The organism is Candidatus Binatia bacterium, from assembly GCA_029248525.1.
Classification (GTDB): Bacteria; Desulfobacterota; Binatia; order UBA12015; family UBA12015; genus UBA12015.
The window spans coordinates 43,890-62,522 of sequence record JAQWJE010000033.1 but is presented as its reverse complement, the minus strand read 5'-3'; the positions used below and the strand labels follow the sequence as shown (position 1 = coordinate 62,522).

The 18,633-nt window shown below is 60.8% G+C and carries 17 protein-coding genes and 1 pseudogene; 10 read left to right on the top strand and 8 right to left on the bottom strand.

Translation table 11 applies throughout. The features are described from left to right. Nucleotides 1-3: 3 nt before the first annotated feature. A complete protein-coding gene (locus tag P8K07_06775; protein MDG1958223.1) occupies nt 4-1,401 on the bottom strand; it encodes a M20/M25/M40 family metallo-hydrolase in 1,398 nt (465 codons plus the stop codon). A 101-nt stretch (nt 1,402-1,502) separates the two neighbouring features. Between P8K07_06775 and P8K07_06770 the strand changes: the two genes are divergently transcribed. The 3 genes from P8K07_06770 to P8K07_06760 all read left to right on the top strand — a co-directional run bounded on the left by P8K07_06770 (nt 1,503) and on the right by P8K07_06760 (nt 4,326). Beyond that, entirely contained in the window at nt 1,503-2,726 is a 1,224-nt protein-coding gene (locus P8K07_06770; GenBank protein ID MDG1958222.1) for an aspartate aminotransferase family protein, read from the top strand. Between the two features lie 137 nt (nt 2,727-2,863). Further along, nucleotides 2,864-3,736 (top strand): class I SAM-dependent methyltransferase, encoded by an 873-nt coding sequence (locus P8K07_06765; protein MDG1958221.1) that lies wholly within the window; start codon nt 2,864-2,866, stop codon nt 3,734-3,736. Next, nucleotides 3,736-4,326: an acyltransferase gene (locus P8K07_06760; GenBank protein MDG1958220.1), complete on the top strand. Its 591-nt coding sequence runs from the start codon at nt 3,736-3,738 to the stop codon at nt 4,324-4,326. Before P8K07_06765 ends, P8K07_06760 begins: the two co-directional genes overlap by 1 nt. 47 nt (nt 4,327-4,373) lie before the next feature. On the opposite strand, the gene P8K07_06755 is transcribed toward P8K07_06760, so the two are convergent. The 5 genes from P8K07_06755 to P8K07_06735 all read right to left on the bottom strand — a co-directional run bounded on the left by P8K07_06755 (nt 4,374) and on the right by P8K07_06735 (nt 8,746). After that, the gene (locus tag P8K07_06755) at nt 4,374-5,159 is read right to left on the bottom strand and encodes an alpha/beta fold hydrolase (GenBank protein ID MDG1958219.1); all 786 of its coding nucleotides are present in this window, start codon (nt 5,157-5,159) and stop codon (nt 4,374-4,376) included. An 89-nt stretch (nt 5,160-5,248) separates the two neighbouring features. Continuing rightward, nucleotides 5,249-5,815 carry a LemA family protein gene (locus tag P8K07_06750; protein ID MDG1958218.1) on the bottom strand — a complete coding sequence of 189 codons (567 nt, stop codon included), beginning with the start codon at nt 5,813-5,815 and terminating at the stop codon, nt 5,249-5,251. Nucleotides 5,816-5,880: 65 nt separating this feature from the next. Then, a complete protein-coding gene (locus P8K07_06745; GenBank protein MDG1958217.1) occupies nt 5,881-6,690 on the bottom strand; it encodes a TPM domain-containing protein in 810 nt (269 codons plus the stop codon). Next, a complete protein-coding gene (locus P8K07_06740; GenBank protein ID MDG1958216.1) occupies nt 6,680-7,399 on the bottom strand; it encodes a hypothetical protein in 720 nt (239 codons plus the stop codon). Before P8K07_06740 ends, P8K07_06745 begins: the two co-directional genes overlap by 11 nt. A 9-nt stretch (nt 7,400-7,408) precedes the next feature. Further along, entirely contained in the window at nt 7,409-8,746 is a 1,338-nt protein-coding gene (locus P8K07_06735; GenBank protein ID MDG1958215.1) for a sodium-dependent transporter, read from the bottom strand. Between the two features lie 118 nt (nt 8,747-8,864). Between P8K07_06735 and P8K07_06730 the strand changes: the two genes are divergently transcribed. From P8K07_06730 to hisD, 7 genes and pseudogenes are all read left to right on the top strand, one after another. Then, complete coding sequence (locus P8K07_06730) at nt 8,865-9,614, top strand: adenosylcobinamide-GDP ribazoletransferase (GenBank protein ID MDG1958214.1); 750 nt, start codon at nt 8,865-8,867, stop codon at nt 9,612-9,614. A gap of 83 nt (nt 9,615-9,697) precedes the next feature. Next, the gene (gene glpK / locus P8K07_06725) at nt 9,698-11,173 is read left to right on the top strand and encodes a glycerol kinase GlpK (protein ID MDG1958213.1); all 1,476 of its coding nucleotides are present in this window, start codon (nt 9,698-9,700) and stop codon (nt 11,171-11,173) included. Nucleotides 11,174-11,228: 55 nt separating this feature from the next. Further along, entirely contained in the window at nt 11,229-11,462 is a 234-nt protein-coding gene (gene rpmE / locus P8K07_06720) for a 50S ribosomal protein L31 (protein ID MDG1958212.1), read from the top strand. 44 nt (nt 11,463-11,506) lie between these two features. Then, the gene (gene prfA, locus P8K07_06715; GenBank protein MDG1958211.1) at nt 11,507-12,571 is read left to right on the top strand and encodes a peptide chain release factor 1; all 1,065 of its coding nucleotides are present in this window, start codon (nt 11,507-11,509) and stop codon (nt 12,569-12,571) included. Beyond that, entirely contained in the window at nt 12,568-13,431 is an 864-nt protein-coding gene (gene prmC, locus P8K07_06710; protein MDG1958210.1) for a peptide chain release factor N(5)-glutamine methyltransferase, read from the top strand. The genes prfA and prmC overlap by 4 nt, the downstream gene beginning before the upstream one ends. A 33-nt stretch (nt 13,432-13,464) precedes the next feature. Then, nucleotides 13,465-14,709 (top strand): annotated as a pseudogene (gene murA, locus P8K07_06705) (UDP-N-acetylglucosamine 1-carboxyvinyltransferase). A gap of 125 nt (nt 14,710-14,834) precedes the next feature. Continuing rightward, the gene (gene hisD, locus P8K07_06700) at nt 14,835-16,124 is read left to right on the top strand and encodes a histidinol dehydrogenase (protein MDG1958209.1); all 1,290 of its coding nucleotides are present in this window, start codon (nt 14,835-14,837) and stop codon (nt 16,122-16,124) included. Nucleotides 16,125-16,141: 17 nt separating this feature from the next. Here the strand turns inward: hisD and P8K07_06695 are convergent, their stop codons facing one another. Together P8K07_06695 and P8K07_06690 are read right to left on the bottom strand one after the other, a co-directional pair. Further along, entirely contained in the window at nt 16,142-17,920 is a 1,779-nt protein-coding gene (locus tag P8K07_06695; protein ID MDG1958208.1) for an MFS transporter, read from the bottom strand. Continuing rightward, nucleotides 17,917-18,588 carry a hypothetical protein gene (locus tag P8K07_06690; protein MDG1958207.1) on the bottom strand — a complete coding sequence of 224 codons (672 nt, stop codon included), beginning with the start codon at nt 18,586-18,588 and terminating at the stop codon, nt 17,917-17,919. The genes P8K07_06695 and P8K07_06690 overlap by 4 nt, the downstream gene beginning before the upstream one ends. Between the last annotated feature and the right edge of the window lie 45 nt (nt 18,589-18,633).

Sequence of the window (18,633 nt, the reverse complement as noted above, 5' to 3'; positions counted from 1 at the left end):
GGCCTAGGGCTCCTTCGCTCCGGCGAGATCAACGACCAGAGCGTACAGGAATTCCACCGCTGGCTGGAGGCTTTTTGCCGGGATTCGCTCATCGACGCCGTGCATCCGGCTACCATCTTCATCGGAGATCAGAATTGGACTGATTCCGTAGGACGGAATCCCGGCTGCGCGAAGAAAGCGCGAGTCGGTCGCACCGCGCGACATGAAAGGAACCAGTTGGATGTCAGGCCAGGTGGCCTTGCTGACGCGGATAATCGCTTCCGGAATCTCTCCGGCCAAGGGTGAGGGGGCTCCGGAACCGAAGTTGCCAGTCGCCTCGATCTTCACTTTCGGGTCATCGATCACGGCGGTCAGTTCCTGCTGTACAGCGGTGGGTGAGCTATCGGGGAGGATACGGCAGTTGAGGTTGGCCGACGCCTGTCCGGGTAGTGCATTGACGCGACTGCCAGCCTGCAGGAGGGTCGCGACGCAGGTCGTTTGCAGGCTCGCTGCGATGAGCGGATCGCTCATCAGCATATCCAGAGGTTCCTGAGGTAAGGTACCTTCGGCTTCTGCCAGCGTTCGCATCGCCGTGGCCGTCGGGGCATCCTCAATCGATGCGCGGGCCTGAAGCCAGGCGCGCGTCACCGGCAACAGCTGTGGCGGGAAGGAATGTGCCTCGAGGCGAACCAGTGCGCGAGCCAACCGATAGATCGCATTCTCCGGCAAAGGCACCGAGGAATGCCCCGAGGGTCCCTCGACGGTGAGGGTGAAATCTTCGTAGATTTTCTCGGCGGTTTGGAGATCGATTCGAGCCGGCACGCCGGCTGTGTTGAGGCGCAGGCCACCTCCTTCGTTAAGGGCGCCGGCGGCACGGATACTGTCCGGCTCGTTTTTGAAAAGCCATTGAATGCCGGCGCCACCGCTTTCTTCATCGCCGGTCCAGGCCATGATCACGTCCCGTCGCAGTTTGACCTGATTGGTCTTCAGAAGTTCGAGGACCACCAGTTCGACAGCGGCCATCCCCAGATCGTCGGCAACGCCGCGCCCATAGAGGTATCCGTCTTTTTCTACCATTTCGTGGGGTGAGGTCGCCCAGGCCTCGGCTCGGGCACCTACGACATCGATATGGGCAATCAGCAGGAGGGGCTCTTCCGATCCATTTCCCTTGAGTCGCGCGACGAGATTTTCGCGCCCCGGGGCAAATTCTGTCCGCCGCGCGGGGATCCCGGCCGCCAGGAGTCGATTTTCCCCGATTCTTGCGATCCGGGCCTCATTGCCGGGCGGGTTGGTGGTATCCGCGGCCACGAGTTCTCCCAGTAGTTCCCGCACCGTGAGCCCGGCAGCCGCGAAGTCAGGAGCAGCCACGGCAGGTCGAGCGAAAGAGAGGGACAAGGCGAGCAGAAAGGGTATGAGTCGCATGCTTTCGAAACTACCGGGTTCGAGATCCTTTTTCGAGGCGGCCGAGCATGGCTATAATCTCCAGAAGATTCGTGCCGGGCATTCTGACCAAGGAGTAGAAAATGAAGTTACCGATACAGGGCTCTGATCCAGAGGAAATTTTCGATCGCATGCGGGCGCGCAAGCGCGAAGATGCGGATTGGCGGGGCGGCCGAACCTGGAGTCTTGTCTACCCGGCAGGTGAAGATGTGGATGCCGTTCTCCGCGCGGCCAATGAACTCTATGTCTACGAGAATGCTTTGAATCCATTTCGCTTCCCCAGTCTGGCGAATATGGAGAAGGAGATTTGCGGGATGACACGTGATCTTCTCCACGCTCCGGAAGAGGCAGGGGGCACTCTGACTTCGGGGGGGACTGAAAGTATCCTCATGTCGGTGAAGGCCGCGAGGAATCGCGCGCGGGAGGAGCGAGGGGTAGAGGATCCGGAGATGATCACCCCGGTGTCGGCGCATCCGGCATTCGCCAAGGCGGCCGAGTATCTTGGCGTGCAACTCCGACAAGCACCTTTGGCCGAAGATCTGCGGGTCGATGTCGAGGCCGTTCGTGGGTTGGTCTCGCCGCGGACAATCCTGATCGTGGGGTCGGCCCCGAACTATCCGCACGGGATGATCGATCCGATTCCGGAGCTCGCAGCTATCGCAATGGATGCGGATGCTTCTTTTCATACGGATGCCTGCGTCGGGGGGTTTCTGCTGCCGTTTTTGGAGAAACTCGGCCATGACGTGCCGCCCTGGGATTTTCGAGTCGAGGGAGTGACCACGATCTCGGCGGATGTCCATAAATACGGGTTTTCGACCAAGGGAGCTTCGGTGATCTCGCATCGTGACAAATCCATGTTGCGACACCAGATATTCTTGTTTGATCAATGGCCTGGCGGGCTCTACGGCTCGCCGGCACTTGCCGGCGCGCGACCTGCGGCACCCATCGCGGCCGCTTGGGCGGTCATGAACTATCTGGGCGAGGAGGGGTATATGCGCCTCGCGGGGAAAACTCTCCGAAATGCGCAGGCACTACGCGCGGGTATCGAGGCGATCGACGAATTATCGATGGTCGGTGACCCTCCGGTCAGTATCCAAGCCTTCCGCTCTGATGTGTTCGATATCATGGCGATTGGAGACGTCATGGATGAACGAGGTTGGCATTTGGATCGGCAAAAAGACCCGGATGCGCTTCATATGATGGTCTCCCCCGAGCATGAGAAGATCATCGAACCCTTTCTGGCCGACCTCCGCGATGCGGTAGCGCACCATGGGAAATCCAAAGGGAAGCCGATTCGCTATAGTTGAATCCCTGTGGGGCGGATCCGTCCGCCCTCCGGGTGGGAGCGACGTTGGTGACTGAATTTTGACCGGGGCGATCAAGTTTTGGGATTCTGAAAGAATTCGCAGTGATTTCTCGGAGAAACGCGGGTAAGGTGCTGCCGATGCTTTGTTCCGAAACTCCGGTCGGCTCGGCGACCTGCAAACTTTGCGCGGAGCTTCAGGACGAGAAGCTCTTTGCCAAGCAGGGCTGGGATTTTCTTCGTTGTGCCAATTGTGGCCTCGTCACTATCGATCCGATGCCGACCGCATCAGAGGTCGAGTCCAATCATGATGAGAGCTACGCAGACGGCGAATATGCGGCTTTTGCCTCGGCGCATGAAGTCCGACAAGGCATTGCTGCAAGTCGATTCTCGATGGTGCAGCCGCAAGCACCCGCGGGGGCATGGTTGGATGTGGGCGCGTCGACCGGGGCATTTGTTGCGGAAGCCTCCGCCGTTGGTCTCGATGCGGAAGGTTTGGAGATTTCTCGCGTGGCCGTCGCGCAAGCGCAATCGCGTGGGCTTCGTGTCCACCGATCGGCCGTCGAAGATTTCCAACCAGACAAGGACTACGCGGTTGTGACGGCATTCGATCTGGTCGAGCATTTGGTCGATCCAGTTCCTTTCGTGCGCCGCATGAGCGAGTGGCTGCAACCAGGCGGCTTGATGGCGATCACCGTGCCGAATATCGCCAGTTTTGCTGCACGAATTCTGGGGCCCCGTTGGTTCTTCTACGCGCCGCCGGACCATATCCATTATTTCACCCCGGCGACGATCGGACGCCTCTTGGCCGAGACCTCACTTGAGGAAATTTCGATTCAGCCGTCCTACAAGCCTTTGACGATGGATTACGCTGCCGAGCAATTGGGACACTTTCTGCCGGCGATGGCCCCGGTCGTGGGTGGCCTCGCACGGATTCTTCCTCGCCGACTTGCCGGTTACGCCTGGCCTCTTCCGATCGGCGAGATCCTGGTCACCGCAAGGCGAGCCCGCTGATGACAAGCCCGCACAAGCCGACGGTGGTCGGGCAGTTTCAGAGGCTGCTCGGGAGCATGACCCCGCGTCAGGTGGTCACGGTCTACGCCGAGGAATGGCTCGGGTCTTTGCTGCGGCCGATCCCCAGTTTGCTGGGATTCATTCTTCGTTACCTGTTTTACAAAGTTCTTTTTCAGCGCCTCGGTGGCTTTGGCTACATGATGCGAGGAATCCAGTTCATCCATAGTTACGGAATCTCGATGGGGCGAAATCACCATATCAATACAGGGTGTACCTTCGATGGCCGAGGGGGACTGGTCATCGGCGATAACGTCTTGTTCGGACCGAATGTCGTTGTCGTAAGTTCGCAGCACCGATGGGACCTGAGCACAACGTTGCCAATCATCGAACAAGGCCACCGCAAGGCGAAAATCGAGATCGGCGACGATTGCTGGATCGGAGCGAATGCGGTGGTCACGCCAGGCGTTTCACTGGCTCAGGGGACGGTAGTCGGTGCGGGTTCCGTGGTCACGGCCTCGACCGAGCCCTATTCGATCGTGGCCGGCGCACCCGCCCGCAAGATTGGCACTCGAGATCATTCCGAGAGTTGAGCGAACGCAAAAAGATCCCCCCGAATTTTGCAGGAAACTGCGAGCGACTAAGAGGCTGTTCGGCTCTCGACGTCTCCGGTATGCGAACGAATCAGCTCGGCGATCAAGGGGGCCAGGCTGTCGGGCAGGGCGTGGCCCATTCCCTCGACGACCTCCATGCGTGCATTCGGGATTGATTTTGCTGTATCGAGGCCGTGCGCCAGGGGGATCAGGGAATCATCGGTTCCATGGATCACCATTGTCGGTACACGGATTCTGGCCAGTTGTTCGCATCGATCCGTATCGGCGGCGATTGCTGCGAGCTGGCGTGCGACACCATCGGGGCGGTAGGCCCGGTCCATGGCTTGCTTGAGGTTGGCCTTGTGGACTTTCGGATCGACAGGGTAGCCGGGGCCATCGAAACAGAGACGACCTTCGACGCCGAGTGCGAGGACTTGCTCACGATTTTCCGGGTCCTCGGGGGCTGCTGTGAGGTAAAACATGGCCTCGGTCGAAGGAGGGGGAAGAGAGGGTTTGCCGCTGGAAGACATGATGGATGTCATCGAACGCACTCGGTCGGGGAACGCCAGGGCGGCATGCTGTACAATCATGCCTCCCATGGACATTCCTGCGATATGGGCCGATGCAACTCCAAGATGGTCGAGAAGGCCAACAAGATCTCCGGCCATATCTCGAATCGAATAGGCGGGCCCCTCGGTGGCGACGTTCGCAAAGTCGCCGGAGAGACCGACATCACGGTTGTCAAAGAGGATCAGATAATGCCCATCCAGAACCAGCTGGTCGAGCAGGGGCTGGCTCCATTCAATCATCTGTGTGCTCAATCCGCGGACCAATACGAGGGGTTTGCCCGCGCGCTCTCCCTCCGTGCGAAAAGCTAACTTCAGGCCGTTGAGTTGAGCGACGCCTTCGTCGATTGGATGATTCAGAACTTCACCTCCGGCACAGCTTGGGCGGCTTTCGGGACTTCAAAATAAGTCTGCTTTTCGAAGCCGAAACAGCCGGCAAAGAAATTTGTCGGGAAGCTTTTGATCGTCACATTATAGGTGCGGACGGTTTCGTTGTACCGCCGTCGCTCGGTTGCGATGCGGTTCTCGGTCCCGGCGAGTTCGTCCGAAAGCCGAATGAATTGCGCGTCCGATTTCAGCTGAGGGTATGCCTCGGAGATAGCCAGAAGCCGCGATAAAGCCCCTGTCAGTTGGTTGGAAGCATCGATTTGTTGCGGGCGACTTCCGGCGCCGATCAGCTTGGAGCGTGCATCGGCGACTGCCGTAAAGATTTCCTTTTCCTGCGCAGCGTAACCTTTGGTGGTTTCGACCAGATTGGGGATCAAGTCGTTGCGTCGCTGGAGCTGGTTCTCGACCTGCGCCCATGCTGCATCGATCGCCTCGCGCTCCTGCACCATCGTGTTGTAGCCGCAGCCGGAGAACATCGTCGCCAGCAAGATGGCAAATGCCGGGAGAAAAGGTGAATTTCGGATTCTTGTTGTCATCGCACTCTCTCTTGTTCTGTCGCAGGTTTTGCTTCCCGCAGGCTTTCCCTGGTGTTCGGGGAGAATTACCAACTACCACCGCCACCGCCACCACCGAAACCACCGCCTCCAAATCCGCCAAAGCCCCCACCACCGCCTCCGAAGCCTCCGCCAAAGCCTCCCCCGGAACCGCTCCCGAAACCGCCGTGGTGAGAGCGTCGGCCGAGATGTGAGCCGAGAAGCGCTCCGCCAAGCATGCTGCGGTAAGAGGTGCCAAAGCGCATGAAGGCGACCCAGACCAGAATGATGAGCACTCGCACGATGGAGTTTTTCTCTTGGGGTTTCTGGCGGCGAGCGGCCATCTTGGGAACCCCGGTCAGCTTGACGCCGTTATCTTCGGCAATTCGTTGGGCCATAATCGCCGAGGCGTTCACGACACCTGCCGCATAATCGCCGGCACGAAATGAGGGGCGGATGACCTTGTCTCGCAATTCACCGATGAAGCCGTCGGGAAGCGCGCCTTCGACACCGTAGCCGGTCAAGATCTGAAATTTGCGATCCTGTGTCGCGATGAGAAAAACGACCCCGTTATCCTTGCCTGTAGCTCCGGGCTTGTAGGCTTCGGCAATCGCCATCGCGTAGTCGAAGATAGGTTCTTCGCCGGTGCTGCCAACAATCACGATTGCGATCTGCGCGCCGGTTTTTTGCGAAAGTTCTCGGTCGAGCTGGATTAGTTGCTGCCGCGTTTTTGCCGGGAGGATTCCCATGGTGTCCGTGACCGGACCCTGCGGTGGCGGAACTTCGATAGCGGCTGAGGCCGTGGCGGCATAAAGCAGGCTGCCGAGCAGGACTGCGATGCCGGCTGCGCCAAGCGGCGTGCGACGATCAGCCCTCATGCTGGTCGACCCACTGGACCAGAGATTCCACCTCGGAGGCGGTGTCTCGGAGGAGATCGTGAAGCGAGACCTCTTCCGGCCAGGATTCTGCGCCATCGCGAATTTTCTGGAGCCTGCGCAGGCTGATCAGGCGAAGTGATTGGCGGGCTTCGATACGTTCAAGAAGATCGAGTCCCTTGGCGTCCTCCTGCATCAGCGCTCGCTCGATGATGGTGAAGCTCGAGAGCAGGCCCATCAACCCTTCGCGGACTTCTTTGGCTCCGGGCCGGTGCATGATCAGCGCACGCAAGCGAAGTAGTTTGCCGCGGGCCTCGCGCTCGGCTTCGTCTCGCAGTCTGGCCGTTGAAACCTGAATTTCGGATACGAGATCGTCGCCCGCGAGCATGCGATGTCGCCGCGCGATATCGGCAAGTTCGATCGGGAAAGAGTCTCGGGCGTCCCTCAGAAACGAGGGCGCGATGACAAGCGGCGTTGCGAGGCGAAATGTCGGGCTGGCCTGCGGGCGGAGCAACTCGCCGATCAGCTCGAGATCGGCGAATGCGACGTCGTGAAGAACGACAAGCAGGTTGATATCGGAATGTTCCGGGCGGAAGGTATCATCAGCCGCACTGCCATAGACCGCAAGGCAGGCGAGGTTGCTCCCCAGGGCCTGAGACAGCGTCTGGCCTAAATTGTCGATGGCGGCATGTATCGTCGAATCACTGGGCATCCTCACATTCTACAGGATTTTCAGTCCGTGGAGAATCACCAGGACGACAAGAGTGGGGGTGATCCACCGAATGGTAAACGTCCAGACGGCGGCGAGCCTGACGCCTCCCCCAGGTAGGGCGCGAAAACCGGCTTCGCGGTCCTCCTTGCTGACCAGCCATCCCGCGGCGATGGCGATCAGAAGTCCGACCACCGGCAGCATATAGCGGGTCGTGAGGTTGTCCATGAAATCAAGAAAGGCACCATCGAACGCCGAAAACATCCCGAGAATCCAGACGGCGATACCCACGCCCACCGCGGCGAGCGGCCGCGGCACGGAAAACCGGTCGACGGCCACCGCGACGACAACTTCGAGAAGCGAGATTCCCGACGACCAGGCGGCCAGAACGAGGAGCGCGAAAAATGCGATCGCGACGAAAGCGCCGCCGGGAATCTCGGCAAATAGTCCGGGCAGGGTGATGAAAACCAGTCCCGGCCCCGCGCCGGGTGTCGCTCCCATGGCAAAGACGACGGCGAAAATGACCAGGCCTGAGACGATAGCGATGGTTGTATCAAGAAAGGCGATCGCAAACTGGTCGCGGATCAGGTGGGCATCGCTATCCAGATAAGACCCGTAGGTCATCATGGCGCCCATGCCGAGGGACAGGGTGAAGAAGGCATGGCCGAGAGCCTCGAGGACGGCGTCGGCGGTGATCTTGGAAAAATCGGGTTGGAAGAGAAAGCCAGCGGAGGCGTCAAGGCCGCCGGCGGCGGCGACATAGCCAAGAAGGCCCAGTAGAATCACCATCAGCGCGGGCATCAGGACCTTGCAGGTTCGCTCGATTCCCTGCTGCACTCCGCCCGCGATCACGCCGACGACCATGACCATGAAGATGGAGTGCCAGAGTGCCGACGTCTCGCGGTCGCTGGCGAGTGCTTCGAAGGTCGCCGCGGCCCCATCGGGATGGGTAGCTGCGAGTTGAAGGGAAATCGCCAGATAATGCAGTGCCCAGCCGGCCACCACGGAATAGAAGGAGAGAATGAAGAAGCCTGAGGCGACGGCAATCGCGCCTGCGGTTGCACTGACCAGCCTTCCCGACCAGCCCGAAGCCTCTGTCAATTTCTGCAGACTGCCCAGAACATCGCTGCCACCGCGTCGGCCAATGATCATCTCGGCATAGAGCAGAGGCAGGCCGACGACTGCGATGCACGCGAGATACACCAGCACGAAGGCGCCACCGCCATATTCGCCAGCGATATAGGGGAACTTCCAGATATTGCCGAGGCCGACAGCGCTCCCCGAAGCCGCGAGAATAAAGCCGAGATTGCTGCGGAACTTTCCGCGCTTGGTGGGGGCCAAATATTCCATAGGGGGGCACTATCGCGCAGAGCGCGTCCGGAGCCAAACTTCCACGAGCGGCCCTTTTTCAGCTTGCGGGCCATGTCGGGCTTGCGTGATCGCCCGGCAATGGCCACAGGAGTGAGGAGTGTCCGAGTCCGAAAAACATGCTTCGTCTCCGGCTTCGATCGGCGGGGCGCTGGCGACCCTTCTGCGCGACGGCTGGTGCGGTCTGCGGTTTCTTCTCGGATGGAGGCCGCCACAGGCCGAGATTCGCGCCTCCGTGGCCCGGGGGGCGCTCTTCTTCCCCCTGTTTGGTGCTGCCGGTGGCTCGATCGTGGCCGAAATGCTGATATTGGTTGGGCCGGAAGCCCCCGCGATGCGTGCCCTCTTGCCGGTGGCATTGCTGGCTTTGCTCTCGGGTGGACGTCCGGCCCTCGACCTTTTCCGATTTCTTGGCGGCGGGATTCTCGGGACGCTGTTTCTGGCTGGTTTGCTCGGTGCCGAGGCCTGGGCGTTTTTGAATCTCGATGGAAACTTGCGGGTGATTGCTCTGGTCCTCGCTCCGATGCTCGGCCGATGGGCCTATGTCGTTCAGGCGTATGGGTCTCTCCCGGCGCGCAGCGACGGGTTTGCCTCGATGATGGTTCGTCATATGCAGTTCACGCAGTTCGCCACGGCCAGCGTCTGTGCCATGGCTTTGTCGCTGATGCTGATCAATGCGCTGGGAACTCTGGTGCTCTTTTTGGTGGCGTCGCTTTCGATTTTGCTGCGGATCTTCACGCATCGCCGGCAGGGTGGTGTGTCCGGCGTATCGCTGGGCGCTGGAGCCTTTCTCGCAGAGGCAGGTGTCGTGATCCTGATTGGCAGCATCGCGCGGCTGGCCGCTGGAAGCTGAGGGCTTTCGGATCGAGCGGCATTCGGCGGCACGCGAGGGCAAACTCATTGCAGTAACCCGTGCGGTTATGGGAGAGATTCAGGATGCCATATGTACTGACGATCGATCAGGGGACTACCGGTTCCACAGCTCTGGTGATGAACAGCCGGGGGCAGGTCATTGCGCGAGCCTATCGAGAATTCACTCAGCATTTTCCGAAACCTGGTTGGGTCGAACATGATCCCGAAGAGATTTGGGAGGTTTCGCTGCGGGTGATGCGTCTTGCCCTGCGCCGGGCGGGCATCAAGCCACCGGAGGTGGCGGCGATCGGCATCACCAATCAACGTGAGACGACGGTGGTTTGGGATCGGAAAACGGGGGAACCCGCGCACCGAGCGATTGTCTGGCAAGACCGGCGGACCGCCGATCGATGCGAGGAATTGCGCGCTGCGGGTGCTTTGCCTCATGTGCGCAGCCGCACCGGTCTGGTTCTGGACCCCTACTTTTCAGGGACGAAGATCGAGTGGATTCTGCGCAATGGAAAAGGACTGGCCAAGCGCGCGGCCCGGGGGGATCTGGCTTTCGGGACGATCGACTCCTGGCTGGTGTGGAAACTTTCGGGTGGGCAGGTGCATGCGACGGATTACACCAATGCCTCACGCACCATGCTTTATGATATCCACCGGCGGCGGTGGGACCCCAAGCTCTGCGCGATGCTCAACGTCCCCCAGGAAATGCTCCCCGAAGTGCGTCCATCATCGGGCGAATTTTGCCGCACGGCCAAAGGGCTCTTCGGCTCTTCGGAAATTCCCGTCGCCGGGATCGCAGGGGACCAGCAGGCGGCCTTGTTTGGCCAGCTCTGCGTGCGACCGGGCATGGTGAAAAACACCTACGGGACTGGCTGTTTTGCGCTGATGCCGGTGGCGGAGCGCCCGAGGCCTTCCCGCAGTGGTTTGTTGACCACATTGGCATGCGGTCCGAAGGGGGAGCCCTTGTACGCTCTCGAGGGGTCGGTCTTCGTTGGCGGCGCCGCGATCCAATGGTTGCGCGATGGTTTGGGGATTCTGAAATCCGCGGCCGAAAGCGAGGCTTTGGCCGCCTCGATCGAGGGCAATGATGGTGTCTATATGGTGCCGGCATTTACCGGGCTGGGCGCACCCTATTGGAATGCGGAGGCGCGCGGAGCGTTGGTGGGGCTGACCCGGGGCAATACACGAGCCCACCTCGCGCGCGCGGCCCTTGAGGCGATCGCCTACCAATCACGCGAGGTGATCGATGCCATTGCGAAGGATACCGGCACCCGACTGCGCGAGGTTCGTGTCGATGGCGGGGCTGCGGCCAATGATTTCTTGATGCAATTTCAGGCCGATCAACTCGGCGTTGCCGTGAATCGGCCCCGGGTGGTCGAAACGACGGCGATGGGGGCTGCATTTCTTGCGGGATTGGGTGTCGGGCTCTGGAAATCCACCCAGTTGGAGAAAATGAGGGTCCAGGACCGGGTTTTTGCGCCTGAAATGAAGAAAAAGCAGCGGGAATCTCTCTTTTCCGGCTGGCGCGCGGCCGTCGATCGGGTCCTCTGATTGTCGTGACGAGGGGCTTTCCCCGGGGCGGATCGATTGCTAGGAGACAAGGGTCATGAAACAGGGAATTCATCCGGAGTACGGGCCGTCCATTATCAAATGCAGCTGTGGTCATATCCTCGAGACACAGTCCACGCAGCCCGAGATTCAGGTGGAGCTGTGTTCCGACTGCCACCCCTTCTATACCGGCAAGCAGAAGATCATCGACGTGGCGGGACGTGTCGAAAGATTCCAGCGCCGCTATGGCAAGAAGCCTGCGCCGGTCGCTGACGAACAGGCAGAATCCTGATCGCGGCCGGACTCTGAGGAGTCCGGGCCAGCAGAGCGGGACCGATGCTCGATAAGCTCGCTGAAGTAGAGCGTCGCTACGGCGAGCTCGAGGAGATGCTTGGCGACCCCGAGGTGATCGGCGATCGTGGTCGGTTCGTGTCCGTCTCGCGCGAGCACGCCAGCCTCACGGACTTGATCGCAGTTTTTCGTCAGTTCAACGAGTTGGTTGCGGAAGAGTCCGGACTGGTTCTCCTGCAAAAAGACGAAGACCCCGAGATGCGCGAGATGGCCGAGGCCGAACTCCCCGAATTGCGCCAGCGTAAAGACGAATTGGAACAGCGGCTGAAGGTTCTCTTGCTGCCCACCGACCCGAATGACGAACGAAACGTCATTCTCGAGATTCGAGCCGGAACCGGGGGCGACGAAGCGGCCCTTTTTGTGGCGGATCTCTTTCGGATGTACACGCGGTACGCGGAAGAGAGGGGCTGGCGGGTCGATATCATGGACTCGAGTCCAACTGGTCTTGGCGGATTCAAGGAGATTGTTTCCTCGATCGAGGGTGCTGGCGCTTTCAGCCGTCTCAAGTTCGAGGGTGGCGTCCACCGCGTTCAGCGAGTCCCGGCTACCGAGACTCAGGGGCGGATTCATACTTCGGCAGTCACAGTGGCGGTTCTCCCCGAGGCCGATGAGGTCGAGCTGAATATCGAGGACAAGGATCTGCGCGTGGACGTGTTTCGCGCCTCGGGCCCTGGTGGGCAGAGCGTGAATACCACCGACTCAGCAATTCGGGTCACTCATTTGCCGACCGGAATGATCGTGATTTGTCAGGATGAAAAATCGCAGCACAAGAACAAGGCCAAGGCTCTGAAAGTTCTCCGTGCGCGACTTTTTGAAAAGGCTCAGGCCGAGCACGATGCCGCGATTGCTGCGGACCGGAAGGCGATGGTCGGCACGGGCGACCGCTCCGAGCGAATTCGTACCTACAATTTTCCTCAGAACCGGGTCACCGACCATCGCATCGGGCTGACCACCCATGCGCTCGATCGTGTCATCGCGGGTGAGGCTGATCTGGTGATCGAGCCGCTGATCACTTACACGCAGGCTGAGGCCCTGAAGGCGATCGATTGATTCTGCGCGAGGCGCTTCGTGCTGCAGCCGAGGACTTCAGGGAGGCTGGCTGCGATACTCCCATGCTCGATGCCGAAGTGCTTCTCGGCTTCGTTCTGGGGCACACGCGCGCGGGTCTGGTGGCCCGCCGAGGCGATCTGATTGCCGCTGCCGACGTCGATGCCTTTTCAGCTCTATGCCGCCGGCGTGCGTCCCGAGAGCCAGTGTCGCATCTGGTCGGAGCCCGCGAGTTTTTCGGACGACCTTTTTTGGTGAATTCCGCCGTGCTTACGCCTCGTCCGGAAACCGAGCTGCTCGTTGAGCTGGCCCTCGAAGTCATTGATGCTGGTGCGCGACGGGTGGTCGATGTGGGGACGGGCAGCGGCGCCGTCGCCCTGACATTGGCCGCAGAGCGGCTCGGGCTGTCTGGCCTTTCGGTTGCTGCGGTCGATCTTTCCCGCGCTGCGCTGGGGGTCGCTGCGGCCAATTCTGAGGTTTTGCTGCCGACGGGGGGCCGGATAGCGCTTCTGCAGGGGGATTTGCTGGGCGCCGTGCGAGCCGGGGTGCTGGATCTGGTGGTCTCGAACCCCCCTTATATCCGAGAGAGCTTGATGGCCGAGGGGATGCCGGAACTCGCTTTTGAGCCAAAAATGGCCCTGGTGGGTGGCGATTGCGACGGGCTCGGGGTAATTCGAAGACTGGTGAGGGCTGCCTGGCGGCAGCTTGCTCCCGGTGGCACCCTTCTCTTCGAGATCGGTGCCGATCAGGGAGTGCAAGCCGCAGAGGTTGCAAGCGAAGTCGGGTTTCAGCAGGTGGTGTTGTTGCGAGATCTCGCCGGACTTGATCGCGTGATCCGAGCGGAGAAAATCGACCAGGTTTAGCCGGCGAAGTTTGCTGACACGGGAAGGCACGAAATGGACGAGATCATTATCCGGGGTGGAGAAACTCTGACCGGGGAAGTGCAAGTGAGTGGCGCCAAGAATGCGGCACTTCCGATCCTGTTCGCGACTCTCCTTTCTCCCGAAGCTTCTCGAGTCGAGAACGTCCCGAATGTTGCCGACACACGCACCAGCTGTCGCCTCCTCGAGGAACTTGGGGCCGAAGTCGCCATGGACGCCAATATGGTATCCGTGGCCGCCGCGCAGATTACCGACTACGAGGCCAACTACGATCTCGTGAAAACCATGCGCGCGTCCTTTCTCGCGATGGGGCCTCTTCTCGCCCGCTTTGGTCGGGCCCGCGTGGCGACGCCTGGCGGATGTGCCATCGGGAGTCGACCGGTGGATCAGCACCTTCGCGGTTTTGAGGCGATGGGCGCCACAGTCGAGATGGCGCAAGGCTATGTCGAGGTCCGATGCGACCGCTTGCAGGGCACGGAAATCCGGATGGACGTTCCCTCGGTGGGGGCGACCGAGAATTTGATGATGGCGGCCTGTCTGGCCGCCGGGACGACGATCCTCGATAATGTGGCCCGCGAGCCGGAAATTGTTGATCTTGCCTGCGCCCTGCGTTCCATGGGCGCGGTTATTTCGGGCGATGGTGGCGCCACGATTGTGATTGAAGGCTCGGAGTCGCTCGCCGGGATGCGGCACCGCGTGATTCCTGATCGTATCGAGGCCGGAACCTGGTTGGCGGCTGCACTGGCGACGGGCGGCGAGGTGCTGGTGCATGGCGCGCGCGAGCAGCACCTCGGAGCCTTCCTCGATAAATTGCGCGAGATGGGTGGCCATCTGGAAATCTTTGGCGACTCGATTCGCGCCTCCGCGCCGGATGGTTTGCGGCCCGTGGACGTCGTGACGGCTCCTTATCCGGGATTTCCTACGGACCTGCAGGCGCAGCTGATGGCATTGTTGTGTTTCGCGGATGGGGAGAGCCGGATTCGCGAGACAATTTTCGAGAATCGTTTCATGCATGCTCAGGAATTGGCCCGACTCGGAGCCGATATCGTGATCGACGGAGGCGCGGCACTGGTGCATGGCGGCCGCGCGCTGTCTGGTGCTGACGTGATGGCGACGGATTTACGCGCGAGTGTATCGCTCGTGATCGCCGCGCTTGGCGCATCGGGAACGACACGCCTGCAGCGCGTCTATCACCTCGATCGCGGCTACGAGAATCTCGAGGGAAAACTCTCCGATCTCGGGGCGGGTATTGCTCGGGTGGATGGCCGCACCCCGGAGGGACGCCAGATGGCCAAAGCCGTCGCGGCCGGAGGTGGGCAGCTTCGCTCTGCCGGCTCGTCTGCAGGTCAAGGCCGCAGGCGCGCCGCATCGGTAGGTGGCCGCGAATGAAGTTGGTAGTCGGGAGCTCGGAGCCTCGTTTCGCGCGCGTTCTGAAGAAGCTTCTCGCGCGCGGTACGACGCAGGACAGCTCGGTCGAAGCTCCTGTGCGCGAAATTCTCGAGGACGTTCGTGGTCGCGGTGATCGCGCTCTTCTGGATTATAATTTGCGCTTCGATGGGGTGAAGATGCGCGCCGCGGATCTGGTAATCGGTCCCGACGAGATGGCTGCCGCGGCCGCGCGATTGCCGGCGCGTGCCCGCACGGTACTGCGTCTCGCAGCGAGGCGCATTCGCGAGTTTCACAAGCATCAGGTGGAAAAATCGTTTCGCTACAAGGATGCGCTGGGCGTATCGCTCGGACAGGAGATTCGGGCCGTCGAACGAGCGGGTCTTTATGTCCCCGGAGGCGGAGCCTTCTACCCCTCGACGCTCCTGATGAATGCCGTCCCCGCTTCTGTGGCGGGTGTTGATGAAATCATCGCCATGACACCACCTCACGAGGGTGGGGAGCCGGATGCCATTCTCGCAGCGGCCCATATCGCCGGCGTGCATAAAATTATTCGCGTCGGTGGTGCTCAGGCGATCGGGGCATTGGCGTTCGGGACGCAAACGGTCCCCAAGGTCGATAAAATTGTCGGGCCGGGAAATCGTTGGGTGGCGACAGCGAAGCGCCTGGTCTCGGGGGTAGTGTCCATTGATATGGTGGCGGGGCCCAGCGAGGTTCTGGTCATTGCAGATACCAGCGCCAAGGCCGAGCACGTCGCGGCCGATATGCTGGCGCAGGCCGAACACGGTCCTGATTCAACGGCTGTCTGTCTCACGACGAGTCGCCGACTGGCGGAGAAAATCGAAAAGGAAGTGATCGCCCAACTCGAGCAACTCCCGCGCGCCGAGTTGGCTCGTCAGTCGATCGAGGGCCACGGCGTGATTGTCGTTACCCGGAGTCTCAAGGAGTCGATCGATCTGGCCAACCAGATCGCCCCCGAGCACCTCGAGCTCGCCGTTCGCAACGCCGAGGGCTTGGTCCGTCAGATTCGTCATGCCGGCGCCATCTTTGTCGGGCACTACTCCCCCGAAGCCCTCGGTGATTATCTTGCCGGCCCGAATCATGTTCTGCCGACCGGCGGAACCGCCCGTTTTTCCTCTCCGCTGGGTGTCTATGATTTCACCAAACGCACCGGTGTGATTCATGCGCCCCGAGAAGCCCTGCGTGCACTGGGCGAGGCGGTGGTCGATCTCGCCGAGATGGAGGGCCTGACCGCCCATGGTGCGGCTGTCGCCCGTCGGACTCGCTGATCGCGGCAGAACCACACTCAGATATCGGCGAGGTGGGCTTCGATACGCTCGCTGGTGATTCCCGCGTGCCGGAGTCGTCTGGCAGGTTGCACGCGCAAAAGGTGAAAGCACATGGCGGTGATCGAGAGCCCCGCGCCGACGACGGCCAAAATGGTACTTGGTCCGGGCTCGCTGTTGAGATCACCGACGGTCTGCCAGGCAAGCCAGCCGCAAGCCAGCGCCAGAAGCCCGGAGGCGATCACCGCGCGCAGAACATCCTGCAGGGCACGACGCGGACCCGACTGCACAATACGTCTTAATTCGGCGTGGGAGAACGTATCCAGAAACCAGCCGTCCTCGTTGTCGAGCAGGCGGCGCGACGAGGGTTCGATCCAGCGGTCGGAGAGCGGGTCCTTGAAGGACTCACCCCGGTTATGCGCCCGGATGCCTTCGCGGATTGTCGCGTGGACCGCCCGTGAGAGGGGGTATCGCACGAGGATGGCGACCGTGAGGATATTGAAGGCCGCCGGGAAAATACCGAGCAGGAGTCGAATAGTGAGGACCACCTCGTCGCTCTGGACCTCGTTGGGCTGGTAGCCGACCCAGGCGAGCAGGGCGAGAGGGAGTGAGGCGCCCGGGATGGCCACAAATTTGGGAACAATCGCCCAGAAAGAGCCGAATTGTGCTTCGCGACGTTTGCCGGTGAGAAATTCGTCGTAGTCAATGACGTCCGCGACCATGGATGGGAGAATCACCAACCCGGTCGATGAGGCGAAGCCGATCAGCAGGAAGATCCCCAGGACCACCATCGAATTGCCATCGCCGAGAAAGAAGAGGCAGGTTCCGCCTGTAGTTCCGATAATCGCACTAGCGACAATCGTCCACAGCTTGCTGAACCTTTCGGCGAGCCGCATCCATATCGGAACCGCGATCAGCCCGGTTCCAAAGTAGGTGACCAGCAGGATGCCAAGCCATTGCTCGGGGTCGGCAACCTGCAGAACATAGGTGGTATAATAGGGAATGAGAATTCCGGGGATTGCGGCCGGGATGGCCGAGACCATTCCGGCGAAAAAGAAGATTCGGAAAGGGCGGTTGCGGAGTGCCCGGCGGACACCGGGAACGAGAGGGTTGGGATCGGATTTCGCAAATTCAGGGCGCTCGGGAACCCAGCGCAGGAGTGCTGCGTAAAGAACGACGAGCAGCGTCGCGAAAAACCCGGCGATCAGAGCATGGGTGGTTCTGGGGTTTTCGATATCGAATGCCCCGCTCAGGATGCTCGGCGCGACGGATGCGGTCAGGATGCCGACCAGAATGAATAGCGATTGGATGCCGAAAAGCTTCGAGCGCTCGTCGTAGTCGAGCGTCAGCTCGGACCCCAGCGCCCCGTGCGGCACCTGATAGATGGTATGAAACAGGAAGTACGCCGTATAGGTCACGCCAAACCACAGTCCCGCAGCCTGGCCGGTGATCTGATCCGGCGGTGCGAAGAGCAGATAGAAGAACACCGCGCATAGGGGCACTCCGAGCGCGATCCATGGTTTCCTCCGGCCAAAGCGAGAGCGTGTACGGTCGCTGAGCCACCCCATCAGTGGGTCGGTGAGGGCATCGAAGCTGCGCGCGATGGCGATGGCCAAAGCGATCGTCCCCAGAGGTGCCATTACAACGTCGCTGTAAAAAACGGGCATCAGGACGGCGATCGGAATCGCCATCCCCGCACCTGCAAACCCGGGAGCCCCAAAGGCCAGCATCCGGCTGAGGGGAATCGGTTTTTCGACCGGAGCCTCCTCGTGGGTGGTTTCTGGATCGCTTTGCTTCATGAAGGAGGAGTGGCCCGAAACCCGCCTGCGCCGGTAACGGGCTGGGCTGGTGTAGACTGGCCGTGATTCGCGGAGATCTCTTCATAAAGGCTGGCCACCGCCAGTCCCGACCATACGGCGGCCGGCAGAAAGCCGATGATCAAAAAAGCCAAGCCGATCGCCATAAGCGGCACAGCCAGCAGCATGGTCAGAAATATTTCCAACGAGTAGGGGCCCGTGCGCTGCCAACTTTCGCGGAAAGCGGAAATCGCGTCCAGCTCCTCATCGACCACCAGATAGGGGACAAAGACCAGCCGGACGGCAAGATAGATCCCGGGAAGCACGAGAAAGAGCACTCCTGTCAGCAGGGCCGCGCTGAGGAGCAGGGACCCCCAGACGGACTGGCTGTAGCAGCGCTGGAAAGGGATGAATATCTGGTTGAGTTCCACGTTTTCGCCGCGGATGGCGGTGAGCAGCGCGTAAGCGGTGCCAAAGCCCAGGGGGCCGACGACGAGCACCTGCAGAAGGAAGCCTAGCGGGCCCGTCGCTGTCCCGGAGAGGACCGAGACGGCGGTATAACCGGTCATGATCATCAACAGCGCGAGCCATTGCTCGCGGAACCGGCCGAGCGCTGCCCGGTAGGCTTCGGTTGCCGAAATAGGCTGGCCAGATGGATTGATTGGTTGCATACGGACTCCTCGCGCGAACTCCCCTTCCTTATCACGAAATCCGGG